This window comes from Dialister sp. (genome assembly GCF_047832375.1).
Taxonomy (GTDB): Bacteria; Bacillota; Negativicutes; order Veillonellales; family Dialisteraceae; genus Dialister.
Genome location: NZ_CP181256.1, coordinates 2,155,439 through 2,170,061 on the forward strand (window position 1 = coordinate 2,155,439; position 14,623 = coordinate 2,170,061).

The following is a 14,623-nucleotide window of genomic DNA, read 5'->3' on the forward strand; positions in this document are numbered from 1 at the left end:
ACTAGCGGCTAGCAACTAGGAAAGCTCTACAGCCTACGGCACGAATGACTGGCGAAAATACCGGATGGGAAGCGCCGCAGGCTGGCCAGCTTTCCTAGCAGCTAGAAGCTAAAAGCTAACAGCCCCGTGTGAGTGACTCTACACGCAAGCATACTAACCACCAAACCCAACAGCTCGACAAACTGAAATATCGCAGATTCCTCCTTTACCAGTGGTACTCCAGCCCCGTGAACCATTCCCGGCCCGGGACGTAGAGCGCATCGATTCTCCGATTTGCCAGATTATAGAGGCCCAGGGTGAGAGTATAGGCCTTCCCCCAGTGTTTCTGCAGGGAAAGGTTCAGCTCATTCCAGGTATAATCCTTTTCATCAAATCGGAAATCCTTTTTGAATGTGGACCAAATGCTGCCGGTTACCCCATAGGAGCTGCCGCTGTCATAGGAAAGTCCTGCTTTCAGGGTATGGCGGCTCCGATTGGAGAGGCGGCTGTCACCGGAAATGTCCCGGCCATCGAGATAGGTATAGGAGCCTTCTATGGTCCATTTCTCAGAAAGGGCATGGCGGATATTTCCTTCCACTCCTTTAAGTTCTGCCCGTTTCCGGTTCACATACTGATAACGGGTCCGGTCAAAAGAGCTTTCCTCATAGTCGATGAGGTCCTTCACCTTCTGGTCAAACCAGTACAGGCTCCCGCTGTTTCTCCCATCCTGCCATTCCAGTCCTGCATCCAGATTCCGGGAGGTTTCTGGATTTAAATCCGGATTTCCATCGACCCGTACGCCCATATGGGTGAGATGGATATACATTTCGCTGATAGAGGGTGCCCGGAATCCTTTACCGTAGTTCACTTTCACCTGTAAGTGGGGATTGACAGCCAAAGCAAGTCCTGCGGAAGGGATGAAGGTCAATCCATAGGTATCTCCCTTTTCCAGCCGCAGGGAAGGAGCAAAGGTGAGACGGGAATTCAATTTCCATGTATCCGCCCCATACAGGGCCCCGTTCTTTCTCTCATGGCCGGCCTCCCTCTTCTCATCGTCTTCCGCAAGGGAAAGCCGGGTGCCCCTGTAGATGTCTTTATTCCATTCCCCCCAAAAGGTCAGTTCATGGTCCCGGAAAGTCATGGTGTCCTTTACATCCATGCCCCACCGTTCATAAAAAGCGCTGTCATAGTCGTAGGTCTTAAAAAGAGAAGAAAGCTGGCTGGCTATCAGGGCAAGAGGGATGGGCCGGGGCAGGGAAATTCCTGCCATCTGATTTCCTATATCCGGCCTTCCGTTCCAGGTCTCCCCATATTTCTTAAGGCGGCTGTAATAGACCTGGCCACTGTATTCATTTCGATTCGTCCCACCTTCATAGGTGAGAGAAGTGTCCCAGAGCTTTCGGGACGTCCGGGACCGTTCTCCCTTCTGCAGTACCAGCTGCCGGCCAAGGAAATTCATGGACCCATCGGAAAACCGCATGGACTGGTCTTCTTCATAGTAATGGGCCTGCCAGCGAAGGGAGCCATGAACAGCGTTTTGGAAATCATAGAGGCCATCCAGCCCTGCATACCGGCGGATGCCGTAAGAAGGAACTTCTTTCCCCTCATAGTGAATTCCCCGGGACATACTGTCCCGGTCAAAGGTGCGGGCCCTTTCTTTTGTTACCCTGCCATCGATGGCCAGATGGAACCGTCCCTCTTTCATGGGATTCATGCGAAAATAGGCGGTATTCTCACCGCTGCCGAGGCGGAAGCCGGCAAGGCTGTCCCCGCTGCCTGGCTTTCGGGTACGGATACGGATAACTCCGCCCATGGCATCAGAGCCATAACGGGCTCCCGCCGGTCCCCGGATGACCTCGATGTCTTCCACATCCGACAAACTGAGCCGGTCAAGAAGGGTCATATTCTGGGAGGACGCCGTATCTTCATCCGCCAGCCGGTGCCCGTCCACCAGCACCAGGGTCTGGTTCGTATTCATGCCCCGGATCATGAGCTGCCGGCTGCCCATGACGGTCTGGCTGTCCTGGCTGCCGGAGGCCATGTCCAGGCCCTCCGCCATGGCCAGGGCTTCTGTGACGTTGGACGCCCCCATCTGTTCCATATCCCTTCGGGTAATGACCTGATGGGCCTGGAAAGTTTCTTCTTCCTTCTGTGATACCTTGTCCGCCATGACTGTGACGGCAGGAAGGGTGTACACCTGGGCCGAGGCAGGCAGGGGAAACAGGGATAGAATGGATGCGATCATGAGTCTTTTCATAGGTATTCCTGTAGTAAATTGCGGTTTGTCGAGCTGTTGGGGTTTGGTGGTTAGCATGCTTGCGGATAGAGTCACTCGCATGGAGCTCCTAGCTTCTAGCGGCTAGCTGTTAGGAAGGCTGATCCGCCTGCGGCGCTTCCACCCGGTATTCCCATCAGTCATTCGTGCCGTAGGCTGGCCAGCTTTCCTAGAAGCTAGCAGCTAACAGCTAGAAGCTCCGCACAAATGACTCTACCCACCAGTGTCGAACTCAACAGCGCGACAAACTGAAATATTCTCACCCAAAGATTAAGAGTCCCACATTTCTTACGATGAAGGCGATAATCCACGCCACCACGCACTGGAAGACAACCATTTCCAGAGCCCAGCGGCCGCCGTTTTCCCGTTTCACAGAAGCAATAGTGGCAATGCAGGGTGTATAGAGAAGGCAGAAGACAAGGAAAGAAATGGCGGAAATCGTGGTCATAGCACCGGCCAGGGACGCTGCGCTGCCGTAGAGAACCGACAGGGTGGCCACTACACTTTCCTTGGCCATGAAGCCGCAGATGAGGGCAGTGGACATTTTCCATTCCCCGAATCCCAGTGGCGAGAAGATGGGAGCAATCCACCCACCCAGAAGGGCCAGGATACTATCCTTGCTGTCATCCACCATGTTCAGGGTCAAGTCGAAGCTCTGCAGGAACCAGACAATAATGGTCCCCACAAAGATGATGGTAAAGGCACGCTGGAGGAAATCCTTTCCCTTATCCCATACCAGGCGTCCCACATTTTTGGCTCCCGGCATGCGGTAGTTCGGCAGTTCCATGACGAATGGCACCGCTTCCCCCTTGAAAAATGTATTTTTCGAAAGAAGAGCTACGATGATGGCCATGGCCACGCCAGTCAGATAAAGACCGGTCATCACAAGGCCCCCGGAATGGGGGAAGAAAGCAGCCGTGAAAAAGGCGTAAATCGGCACCTTGGCAGAGCAGCTCATGAAGGGAATGAGCATGATGGTCATCCGCCGGTCCCGGAGGGACGGCAGGGTACGGGTAGACATGACCGCCGGTACGGAGCAGCCAAAGCCGATGAGCATGGGGACAATGCTTCGTCCGGAAAGCCCGATTTTCCGAAGGAGCTTATCCATGACGAAGGCCACGCGGGCCATGTATCCCCCATCTTCCAGAATAGACAGGAAGAAGAAGAGCACCATGATAATAGGTATGAAGCTCACCACACTGCCCACGCCGGTCATGACGCCGTCCACAAGGAGGGACTTCACTGCTCCGTTCACACCGGCCGTCGTGAGGCCCGCATCCACTTCTTCCGTCAGCATATCAATGCCGCTGGCCAGGAGGTCCTGGAAAAAGGCGCCAATCACATTGAAAGTAAGATAAAAGACAAGGCCCATGATGAGGATAAAAATGGGAATGGCCGTGTATTTTCCCGTCAGGATTTTATCCATCTTCCGGCTTCTGGCATGTTCTTTGCTTTCGCCGGGCTTCACTACGGTCCTGTCACAGAGGCGGCGGATAAAGAGAAAACGCATATCCGCGATGGCAGCAGACCGATCGAGCCCCCGTTCCTCTTCCATCTGCCTGATAATGTGGCGGATCATTTCCTTTTCGTTTTCTTCCAGATGAAGGGCCCCTTCTACCAGATGGTCCCCTTCGATCAGCTTGCTGGCCGCAAAGCGGATAGGGATGTGGGCCGCTGCCGCATGGTCTTCGATAAGGTGCATAATGCCATGGAGGGCGCGGTGCACAGCGCCATGATGGTCCTCGGGGCTGCAGAAATCCTTGATTCCCGGTTTTTCCTGGTACCGGGCCACATGGACCGCATGGCGCACCAGTTCCTGGACCCCCTGGTTCTTCGCTGCAGAAATAGGGATGACCGGGATCTGGAGGATTTTTTCCATTTCATTTATCAGAATGGATCCACCGTTTTTCTCTACCTCGTCCATCATATTGAGAGCCAGCACCATGGGAATATCGAGTTCCATGAGCTGCATGGTGAGGTACAGGTTCCGTTCCAGGTTCGTGGCGTCCACGATATTGATGATGGCACTGGGCTTTTCTTCGAGAATGAATTTCCGGGACACGATTTCCTCACTGGTATAGGGGGAAAGAGAATAAATACCCGGCAGGTCCACTACCTCGCAGTCCGGATGGCCCTTGATGGTACCGCTTTTCCGGTCCACCGTAACACCGGGAAAATTGCCTACATGCTGGTTGGATCCTGTGAGCTGGTTGAAAAGGGTGGTTTTCCCGCAGTTCTGGTTCCCTGCCAGGGCAAATGTGAGCTTTCCCTCTATAGGTTTAGCATCATGATAGGAAGAAAGCTCGTGGAACTTCCCCGGTTCCCCGATGCCCGGATGGTCCAGAGATACCGGCAGGGGCCCTGTCTTCTTCTCCACTTTCCGTTCCCGGACGTCAGTAATTTCTATCTTCTTCGCATCTTCCACCCGGAGGGTCAGTTCATAGCCCTGGACCATGAGTTCCATGGGATCTCCCAAAGGTGCGAATTTAATAAATGTCACTTCCGCCCCGGGAATGAGGCCCATGTCCAGGAAATGCTGGCGCAGTTCCCCTTCCCCACCTATGACTGTCAGTGTGGCTGACTTCCCCTGGGGCAGTTCATCTAATGTCATTATGTTTATCTCTCCTGACTTTCTTGTATGTTTTTGTTGGACTTACTATATGTATACTAACACTTTGGAGAGAGGAGAAAAAGGATAAACCTATGTACTGCCAATTTCAGTTTGTCGAGCTGATGGGGCGACGCTGGTGGGTAGAGTCATTCGTGCGGAGCTCCTAGCTGTTAGCTGCTAGCTTCTAGGAAAGCTGGCAAGCCTACGGCACGAATGACTGGCGGGAATACCGGGTGGAAGCGCCGCAGGCGGATCAGCCTTCCTAACAGCTAGCCGCTAGAAGCTAGGAGCTCCATGCGAGTGACTCTATCCGCAAGCATGCCAACCGTCAAACAACTCTACAAACCGCAATATTCCTTTCAATCCCTATTCTGCTCCATGGCCCATTGAAAGGCCCTGCGGAAGACAGGCACTTCCACCCCCGTTTCCTTTCCCATTTCCACCATGCGTCCAAGAATCATGGATGTTTCCGTATCCTCCGCCCTCTTACCGCCGGAAAGGTCCCTGTACAGAGAGGTAACCGTATCCTCTGGGAAGGAGAGGAATTTCTGCACATACTCCTCTTCATAGGTCTCCGGGAAAGTGACGCCTTTGGCACTGGCCACGGCCATCACTTCCCGCACCGCTTCATGGAGAACGGCCATATAATCCTTCTGCCCCTTCACCTTACCGGCAGGACCGTCGAAATAGCAGAAGACAGCGCTGTTGCTCCCCATGAGAGCATATTTTTCCCAACTGTCCAGGCGAATATCATCGGTCACCTCCGCTGGAATGCCCGCTTTTTGGAGAAGAGAAGCTGCCTCATAGAGGGCCGACAGGTTCTTTCCATCCTTCATTCCCATGACGATTTTTCCGCTGCCCGCAGTCTGTACCACGTGCCCCGGTCCTTCCCGATGGCTGAATACCCGGATGGTACCATCTGCCACATGGCAGGGCGGAAGAAGAGGCTCCATGACCTCCGACAACAACACCCCGTTCAGCAGCGGCACCACCACCGTGTCTTTCGTCACCACAGGCGCCAGCTCACGGCAGGCTTCCTCGAGACTATTGCCTTTGCAGGAAAGGAAAACCAGGTCCATAGGGCCCAGCTCTTCCGCCTCATGGCTCACTTTTGCCGGATGGGATATAAATGATCCTAACAGCGCAGAATCCACGGTCATCCCCTTTTCCCGGATGGTCTTCCCGTTTTCACCGCGGCTGTAGAAGTAAATACTGTCAGATACCCTGGCCAGGGCGCCTCCCACAAAGCCACCAATACCGCCGATGCCAAATATAAGAATTTTCATAATAAGCTCCTCCTTCCGCCATGGGATTTGGTTATATAGTATCATGCCATGATTTTCCTGCCAATTTCAGTTTGTCGAGTTGTTGGGACGACGCTGATGGATAGAGTCATTCGTGCGGGGGCTTCTAGCTGCTAGCTCCTAGCTTCTAGGAAAGATCAACAGCCTACGGCACGAATGACTGACGGGAATACCGGGTGGAAGCGCCGCAGGCGGATCAGCTTTCCTAACAGCTAGCCGCTAGCCGCTAGAAGCTCCATTCGGATGACTCTCCCCACCAGCACCAAACACCAACAGCTCGATAGACCGCAATTTGCTCAATGATCTATGCCTGCCATGATACAATGAAAACAGGATCATATTTTCATTTCTGCAGCGGAGGGCACTATGGACAGGATAAAGCTCGTCACACTGACTATGGCAATGACCGCATGGCTCGGGACGGCAGCTGAAGGAACAGACAAAACTATGCCTGCCGGTGCTGTGCCTTCGTTATCGCAAAATGCAGCTGCCATAAGTAATCTATCTGATGGGAGCCCTGTTTTTAACGAACTGGTAAAAAAGGGAAAAGACTGCTCTGATCGGAAAGAATATGAAAAGGCTCTTTCCATTTACCGGTCTGCCCTCTCCCTGGCTCCGGCAGGGACAAAGGGAGACCTCTATTGTCAGATCGGTTTTGTACAGAAAAAAATGCATCGATACGAAGAAGCTCGGATGGCCCTGGATGAAGGGCTTCGCCTGTCTCCGAAGAGCTGGAAAATCCTGTATGCCCTTGGAAACCTTTACAGCAATCCCTATTTCAACAGGCAGGATATAGCAGAAAAATACTACACAATGGCTCTGGAAACTTCGGATAATAAATCGAAGGTCCTTGTTTCCTGGGGAGCCATGTATCTTACCAATGGGAACGAGGAGAAGGCCATCGAGAAGCTGTCCGAATCCATTTCCCTGGACCCTTCCTATGGCAAGGCCTACGTTCTCCGAGGCTCAGCCTATGGGCGTTTAAAGAAATATAAAGAAGCCTTTGCCGACTATGATGCTTTCCTTGCAGGCTCTCCTGCGAAAAAGGATCTTTTCCTTCTTTACGGAGTTCGTGGCACCACCTTGTTTTCTATGGGGAAATATGAGCAGGCAGCAGACGATTTTCTTCGTCTCCAAAAAGAGGAACCGGACCAGTTCTACCCCAATTCCATGGCCGGCCAATCCCTGTACAAATGTAAACAGTATGAGAAATCCATACCTTACCTGAAAAAGGCTGCAGGAATCAAACCAAATGATCCCATCATCTGGGATACATTGGGCATGGCCTACGATGGCATGAAGCAGCCCCGCAGGGCACAGGAAACATTGGAAAAGGCTGTCTCCCTGGGATCCGACAGTCCACTCACCTATCTCCAGTTGTCCCATTTCTACAGGAAAAGGAAAGACTATCCTGCCCTCGCCAGACTGGATACTGCATTTATTGAGAAGAATCCAAAGAGTTTTCTTTTCTACCAGGACCGTGCCTACGCCCTGGAAACCATGGGAAAATACGAGGAAGCAATTTCCGATTTCAATACAGCCATCGATCTGGGTCTGGATATACCTGACATCCATCTGGAACGGGGCCTATGCTACCTGAAAATTGGAGACCCTGAGAAAGGGCTGGCGGATTTCAACGCGGCCAAAACGCAGGAGCCCCAGGACCAGACGGCGCTTCTTCTCTCATCCATTGCCCTGGGCCGTATGCAAGAATACGACAGGGCCCTTTCCCTGCTGGCTCCGGCAAGCCTCCTCCCCAATAGCCGCCCCAAAAATCAGATACTGAATACCATGGGCTCCCTATATGCTCTCAAGGGGGACTATGAAAGGGCCATCACGATTCTTACTGATGGCATCCGGCAGTACCCCGCATATCCGGAAACTTACAGAAGTCGGGCCTGTGTCTATGAAAAGATGGGTCATATGGATCTGGCCATATCTGATATGGATGAATTTCTGAAGCGGCAGCCCCAGAGCATCAGGGGGCTCCAATACAGGGCAAAGCTTCTGGAAGAGACAGGAAAGCATGATCTCGCTGAAAAGGACCGCCGGAAAGTGGAAGATATGGAAAAGAAAAATGTCCCCCAGAAGGATGACAAAGAAACGATGGACCTCTTGTATACAGCGGACCGGGAAAGATAAAAAAGCGATGAACCATGAGCTATACAATGGTTCATCGCTTTTTATTCTGCATCTTACCGACTGGGATGGAAAAACTTACCTGTTTATGGATAGAATCATTCCTGTCGAACCTCCATCCGCTCCAACGGCGTGACTCCTGCCGCAGGAATGTAAACTGGCAGCTCTATTCTCAGGCTTCAAAGTTTTCCAGTTTGTACCCTTTCCCATCTTCGTCGGCCACGATTTTCTTGACCTCCGCCTGGGCCATGTCCAGTTTCTTATTGCAGATACGGCTGATCTCCATGGCGCGGCTGTAGATTTTCAGTGCTTCATCCAGCGGGAGATTTCCCTTTTCCAGAAGATCTACCTGCTTCTGGAGCTCTGCCAGGGCCTGTTCAAATGAAATATTTTCTGTATCCATGGTTACACTTCCTTCTTTTGAATATTCGATACAACGGACTCCATGACCCCATCAGAAAGGATGGTAGAAATCCGGTCTCCTTCATGAGCATCACCGATTTTCATGAGTGGCGTTCCATCGCCCTTTGATGTGATGGTATAGCCCCTGGCGATGACGGAAAGGGGATTCAATGCTTCCAGTTTCTGGGCGGCAAGCATGAAAAGATGCTTCTTTTCATCCACCATGGTTTCCATGGCATGGCTCGATTCCTGGACGAGACTGTCCAGGGTCTGCATGTTTTCAGAAATCCGATTCGTAAGAATAGTTTCCGCCTTATCCATCCAGGAAGCAATCCCCTGTTTGTAGGCTTCCACATCGATCACTGCAATTTCTGCCGCCTGGGACGGAGTCGCTGCCCGCCGGTCTGCTGCAAAATCGCAGAGAGTCACATCTGTCTCATGGCCCACGGCACTGATGATGGGAATATGGGACGCCGCCACCGCACGGACCACAGGTTCCTCATTAAAGGCCCACAGGTCTTCTATGGACCCACCGCCGCGGCCTATGATGAGAAGGTCCGCCAGGTTCGTTTTATTAAAGAAGGTAATGGCCTTCACAATTTCCGGAGCTGCTTCAGTTCCCTGCACCTGCACAGGATAGAGGAGAATCCGGACTCCCGGATTCCGCCGCCGCGACACGGTGATAATGTCATGCACCGCTGCTCCGGAGGAAGAAGTCACCACGCCAATGGTCTTTGGAAGCAGGGGAAGTGGCTTCTTCCGGCTGTTGTCGAAGAGGCCCTCCTTTTCCAGCTTTTCCTTCAGCTCCGCATAGGCCTGCATAAGGCTTCCGATACCCTGGGGACGAAGGCTCCAGACCTGGAGCTGGTAGGCCCCATCCCTCTCATAAACAGCAATAGATCCAAAGGCAGCCACCTTCTGCCCATCCTTCGGCAGGAAGGACAGATGGGACGCATAGCCCCGGAACATGACACAGCGAATGGCCGATTTCTCATCTTTCAGTGTGAAATAGCAGTGACCGGACCGATACCGCTTGAAATTAGAAATTTCACCAAGGATCTGTATACGCTGCAGCTCCTGCCTCGTTTCCAGCAGGCCCTTGATATAATCATTCACCTCAGTGACTGAATAAGCACCATTCTCCATAAAATCCCCCTTTCCCGGAGAAACAAAAGGATTACACTTCTCTGTAGTATAACACAATAGGTTTAGAATTGAGCTCCCGCGCCTACGGCAGCCAGGAAGACGTCAGACGGTCAGACATCAGACTTCGGACAAGATCGGCGTTTACGTCCTAGGCTAATATTTGACTCTACCACTGGGGAATATGCCGAAGGCAGGGAGAGTGTATTTTGCCGCAAAGCGGCTGACCAGCTCCATGCTCAAGGCTTACATCCGATCCCATGCCCGCCATGCGCCTTAAAGCAAGTTCCTCTCTATTTCATCCTCCGCCATATGGGCAGCATTCAAGATACATTCGATGAAGTACCGCACCCACACTTCATAGGCTCCTGTATTCTCGACGGCCAGAAGGTAGGCAAAATAATAATAGCTTCGGTTCAGGAGCTGCACCGAAAGAGGCAGGATGGGCGATGGGAGAATGCCCGCTTCTTTCAGGCAGAGGAGGGTCAGGATTCTTCCCACCCTCCCATTTCCATCCAGGAAGGGATGGATCATCTCGAACTGGTAGTGCACCAGCGCCGCCTTCACCAGGGGCTCCGTTCCCTCCTCTTCGTTCATATAGTGCTCCAGGGCAGAAAAGGCGGGTCCCATATCCTCCGGCGCCGGCGGTACGAAGGAAGCACCCTTCGCCAGCGTGGCTCCTTCTTTCCCCAGCCACACAGGAGACCGACGGAATTCACCGGGGTTCTGCTGGTAATGGGACCGGTCATGAAGAACCATATCATGGATTTCCTCCATCAGCCGCCGGGAAAGGGGCAGTTTCTCCAGTTCATCGAAGCCATAGGGCAGGGCCTGCTCCAGCCAGTAAGCATCCGCTTTACTGTCCTCCGCCCCTGCCAGTTTCAGGGACGCTGCCGCTTCCGCCTGTACCATAAGTTTTACGAATTCCTCCTGTTTTTCTTCCGAAAGAAGCGCATAACGGGTGGAAAGAGCCGAAAGCACAGCCCGGGCATTCCCGATAAGCGCCGCCAGTTCCGCTGTATAAGACAAGTTCAAGTCCTGCAGGTTCACAGGTTGGAATGCCATATAGGGATAGGGGCCGGGAATGGTTCTCCAGTGACCCGCCCGCTTCGGGTCTGCCGGTGGCATACCGCCGGGAGCAAATGTGAGATCAAACATGGTAAAATCCTTTCAAAGATAAAAGCATGGGTTTCCCTGTATCGGAGAAATGGTGATAGACGTTTCTCCATAGAAAAGCCGATGAATGCACAGAGTTCAAATTTACATGTATCCTGAGACACTACGGTATTATATCCCCTTAAATTGTAACTGATTTAACCGGATTTGTTCACTGTTTATCCGACTTGTTCCAACAGCCGACATCTTCAATGAAAAGCATTTTTTAGGGATTTTTTAGGGAAAAAAAATCGGACCCCTTACGGAGTCCGATTTTATCGTGCTTTTTAGAAGAGCCGCAATTATTTCAGTTCTACAGTTGCGCCAGCGTCTTCCAGTTTCTTCTTCATTTCTTCAGCTTCAGCTTTAGCTACGCCGGTTTTAACTTCTTTCGGAGCGCCATCAACGAGAGCTTTAGCGTCTTTCAGGCCAAGGCCGGTGATTTCACGAACGGCTTTGATAACCTGGATCTTCTTTTCGCCGATTTCTTTCAGAACTACGTCGAATTCGGTCTTTTCTTCAGCTGCTGCAGCTGCGCCAGCTGCCGGAGCTGCTGCTACTGCTACAGGAGCTGCAGCGGAAACGCCGAATTTATCTTCGATGGCTTTAACCAGTTCGGAGAGTTCGAGAACGGACATATTGCTAATGGCTTCAAGGATTTCTTCGTTTGTCATTTGTTTTTCCTCCATGGAATAATTTTATGCGTATTGATTACGCAGTTTCTTTCTGTTTACGCACTGCTTCGAGGGCATATGCGAGTTTGGTAATGTTGCCGTTGAGGGCACGTGCAAGTCCGGAAATCGGAGCCTGCAGGGTTGCAGCGACCATACCGAGAAGCTGTTCTCTGGATGGCAGGTCTGCCAGTGCTTTGACTTCGTCTTTGCCGATGACTTTGCCGTCGAGGACGCCGCACTTTACGGTAACGGCTTCACTCTTGGTTTCCTTCAGGAATTCCTTCAGTGCTGCTGCCGGTGCTACGGGATCGTCTTTGCAGGTTGCAAGACCATTCGGACCCTGGAGCAGGTCATCGAGACCGGAAAGACCGAGTTCATCAGCTGCGATGCGGGTCAGTGTATTCTTAATGACCTTGTATTCAACGCCGTGAGCCAGGAATTTACGACGCAGCAGTGTTGCGTCCTTTACTGTCAGTTTGTTGAATGTTACAAGGACAATACCCTGGGAGGACAGTCTGTCTTTCATTTCTGCTACGACAGCTTCCTTTTCGGGACGAATCCTTACTTCATACTTTTCTTTGCTCATAAGTACACCTCCTCTGCTATGGATTTTATATTTATCACGTTAGCTAAAACGACCCCGCAGAACCTGCGAGGTCGTGTACTGGCTTTCCAGTACTCAGCCTCGGGAGGCGGGCTTCTGCCCTTTAAAAATCATTACCGCCGGTCTTCAGCTAAGTGTAAATAGTAAATTAGGCTTTCGGTGCTGCTACCTTTGTGGTGTCCAGGTGGATGCCGGGGCCCATGGTAGAGCTGATGGTGAGGCTCTTCATGTAAACACCTTTTACGGAAGCCGGACGGGCTCTCAGAATGGTGTTATAGATAGCCAGGAGGTTCTGTTTCAGTTTGTCTTCGTCAAAGGATGCTTTGCCGATGATTACCTGTACATTGCCTGCTTTATCGGTACGGTACTGAACCTTGCCGCCTTTGATTTCGTTGACAGCCTTGGTAACGTCCATGGTTACGGTGCCAACCTTTGGGTTCGGCATGAGGCCTTTCGGTCCGAGGATACGGCCAAGACGACCAACTACGGCCATCATGTCCGGTGTTGCTACGACGACGTCAAAGTCCATCCAGCCCTGCATAATCTTGTCGGCCAGTTCTTTGCCGCCTACGTAATCAGCGCCTGCTGCTTTTGCTTCGTCTTCTTTATGGTCCTTGGCGAAAACGAGGACTTTCTTCGTTTTGCCGGTGCCTGCCGGAAGAACGGTAGCGCCGCGGAGCTGCTGGTCAGCGTATTTCGGGTTGATGTTCAGATTGAACGCAACTTCGATGGTTTCATCGAACTTTGCGGATGCTGCTTCTTTTACCAGCTTTACAGCTTCGTCGATGTCATAGAGCTTATGACTGTCAACGATGGCTGCAGCTGCCTTCTGTTTCTTTGTCAGTTTTGCCATTGTTTCCTCCTATGTGGTCATTGGGGATTTACCCTGCCACGAACGGGTCAGTCTTAGTCTACAACTTCGATGCCCATAGAACGGGCTGTGCCTTCAACGAGACGCATTGCTGCTTCTACGTCGTTAGCGTTCAGGTCAGGCATCTTTGTTTCAGCGATTTCCTTGACCTGTGCTTTGGTGACTTTGCCAGCTTTTTTCTTGTTGGGTTCACCGGAAGCTTTTTCGATGCCTGCTGCCTTCTTCAGAAGAACGGCTGCCGGCGGAGTCTTACAAATGAATGTAAAGCTTCTATCTTCGAAAACGGTAATTTCTACAGGGATAATCAGGCCTGCCTGCTTTGCAGTGCGATCGTTGAAGTCTTTAACGAAGGCCATGATGTTTACGCCTGCCTGGCCGAGGGCCGGGCCTACTGGCGGTGCCGGGGTAGCTTTGCCTGCCGGAACCTGCAGTTTTACGATTTTAGAAATTTTCTTTGCCATGTTGTTACACCTCCTATCCGTATTGGGAATGTGGTTGTTTCGGGCTGTAACGGGCCCTCCCACGGTGGGACGAGTCTAGTTCAAGGCAGTCCCACAAGAGTCTATTTAAGGAAGAGGTTCAAAGGAACCGGCTTCCAGCTCTATCGTTGTTGTTGTACCGAAGTTACTGATGTCTGCCTTTATCTTGGTCTTGTCATCGGAAACTTCAAGGACCACAGCAGTGCGGTCTTCAAAGACGCCCTTGGTGATCCGGATGCGGTCGCCCGGTTTTACATCGGTTTCCGCTTTGGCTGTCTTTATACCGCCATTAATAATTCTCTCTGCTTCTTCATCAGAAAGGGGAATCGGCTTTGTGGTGGTCCCTACAAAGCCCGTGACCCCCGGTGTGTTTCTTACAACATACCAGCTTCTGTCATTGACTTCCATCTTAATGAGAAGGTACCCGGGGAAAATTTTACGGGAGACAAGTTTTACCTTCCCGTCTTTTTCTTCTTCCGCTTCTTCCAGTGGGAGCAGAATTTCACGGATGGTATCATCCATTCCCATGGAATGGACTTTTCTTGTCAGCGTATCTTTGACCTTGTTTTCATATCCGGAATAGGTATGGATTACGTACCAGCGGATATCTTTCTTGGCGCCTTCGGTAGGTTCACCAATTTCGGTCGGAGCACTGACTTCACCCTGATTTTCTGCTTCTGCTTTCTTGTTTTCGACTTCTTTATCGGACATGGCTCTTCTCCTTTCAGCCCACGACGTGTACTAATAAATTAGAGAGGCCGCCGAATATGAAGTCAACTGCAACGATCAGGAATGAAACCACAATCACGGACACAATGACGGCAATGGTGTACTGAATCATCTGGTGTTTGTCCGGCCAGATGACTTTCTTCATTTCCATCTTGGTTTCTTTGAAAAACCTGGTCCATGAGGCATTAGCTTCCTGTGCTTTCGCTACCTGTGTCTTAGTCTTACGCTTCGCCTTGGCCATGCTCACACCCCAGTTTC

At 51.6% G+C, this 14,623-nt stretch carries 13 protein-coding genes; 1 reads left to right on the top strand and 12 read right to left on the bottom strand.

All coding sequences use genetic code 11. The annotated features are described in order from the left end of the window. Positions 1-205: 205 nt before the first annotated feature. The 3 genes from ACFWUL_RS08530 to ACFWUL_RS08540 all read right to left on the bottom strand — a co-directional run bounded on the left by ACFWUL_RS08530 (position 206) and on the right by ACFWUL_RS08540 (position 6,151). Positions 206-2,236 carry a TonB-dependent receptor plug domain-containing protein gene (locus ACFWUL_RS08530; RefSeq protein ID WP_416176992.1) on the bottom strand — a complete coding sequence of 677 codons (2,031 nt, stop codon included), beginning with the start codon at positions 2,234-2,236 and terminating at the stop codon, positions 206-208. A 277-nt stretch (positions 2,237-2,513) separates the two neighbouring features. Continuing rightward, positions 2,514-4,865: a ferrous iron transport protein B gene (feoB, locus tag ACFWUL_RS08535; protein ID WP_416176993.1), complete on the bottom strand. Its 2,352-nt coding sequence runs from the start codon at positions 4,863-4,865 to the stop codon at positions 2,514-2,516. A 359-nt stretch (positions 4,866-5,224) separates the two neighbouring features. After that, positions 5,225-6,151, bottom strand: coding sequence for a ketopantoate reductase family protein (locus ACFWUL_RS08540; RefSeq protein ID WP_416176994.1), 927 nt, complete (start codon positions 6,149-6,151; stop codon positions 5,225-5,227). Between the two features lie 384 nt (positions 6,152-6,535). On the opposite strand from ACFWUL_RS08540, the gene ACFWUL_RS08545 reads away from it, so the two are divergent. After that, positions 6,536-8,311 carry a tetratricopeptide repeat protein gene (locus ACFWUL_RS08545; RefSeq protein ID WP_416176995.1) on the top strand — a complete coding sequence of 592 codons (1,776 nt, stop codon included), beginning with the start codon at positions 6,536-6,538 and terminating at the stop codon, positions 8,309-8,311. A 169-nt stretch (positions 8,312-8,480) separates the two neighbouring features. Here ACFWUL_RS08545 and xseB read toward each other — a convergent pair whose 3' ends face one another. From xseB to secE, 9 genes are all read right to left on the bottom strand, one after another. Continuing rightward, positions 8,481-8,711, bottom strand: coding sequence for an exodeoxyribonuclease VII small subunit (gene xseB / locus ACFWUL_RS08550; RefSeq protein ID WP_416176996.1), 231 nt, complete (start codon positions 8,709-8,711; stop codon positions 8,481-8,483). Positions 8,712-8,713: 2 nt separating this feature from the next. Beyond that, on the bottom strand, positions 8,714-9,856 hold the full coding sequence (gene xseA, locus ACFWUL_RS08555) for an exodeoxyribonuclease VII large subunit (protein ID WP_416176997.1): 1,143 nt from the start codon (positions 9,854-9,856) through the stop codon (positions 8,714-8,716). 273 nt (positions 9,857-10,129) lie between these two features. Continuing rightward, positions 10,130-11,011, bottom strand: coding sequence for a Fic family protein (locus ACFWUL_RS08560; protein ID WP_416176998.1), 882 nt, complete (start codon positions 11,009-11,011; stop codon positions 10,130-10,132). 299 nt (positions 11,012-11,310) lie between these two features. Beyond that, positions 11,311-11,682, bottom strand: coding sequence for a 50S ribosomal protein L7/L12 (gene rplL, locus ACFWUL_RS08565; RefSeq protein WP_008860358.1), 372 nt, complete (start codon positions 11,680-11,682; stop codon positions 11,311-11,313). Between the two features lie 37 nt (positions 11,683-11,719). Next, positions 11,720-12,268 carry a 50S ribosomal protein L10 gene (gene rplJ, locus ACFWUL_RS08570; RefSeq protein ID WP_297019920.1) on the bottom strand — a complete coding sequence of 183 codons (549 nt, stop codon included), beginning with the start codon at positions 12,266-12,268 and terminating at the stop codon, positions 11,720-11,722. A gap of 166 nt (positions 12,269-12,434) precedes the next feature. Further along, positions 12,435-13,139, bottom strand: coding sequence for a 50S ribosomal protein L1 (rplA, locus tag ACFWUL_RS08575; protein WP_297019918.1), 705 nt, complete (start codon positions 13,137-13,139; stop codon positions 12,435-12,437). A 53-nt stretch (positions 13,140-13,192) separates the two neighbouring features. Beyond that, positions 13,193-13,618, bottom strand: a complete 426-nt coding sequence (gene rplK / locus ACFWUL_RS08580; protein ID WP_296098579.1) for a 50S ribosomal protein L11 — start codon at positions 13,616-13,618, stop codon at positions 13,193-13,195. Between the two features lie 105 nt (positions 13,619-13,723). Continuing rightward, complete coding sequence (gene nusG, locus ACFWUL_RS08585; protein WP_416176999.1) at positions 13,724-14,347, bottom strand: transcription termination/antitermination protein NusG; 624 nt, start codon at positions 14,345-14,347, stop codon at positions 13,724-13,726. A gap of 13 nt (positions 14,348-14,360) precedes the next feature. Then, complete coding sequence (gene secE, locus ACFWUL_RS08590) at positions 14,361-14,606, bottom strand: preprotein translocase subunit SecE (RefSeq protein WP_296098603.1); 246 nt, start codon at positions 14,604-14,606, stop codon at positions 14,361-14,363. Positions 14,607-14,623 lie beyond the last annotated feature (17 nt).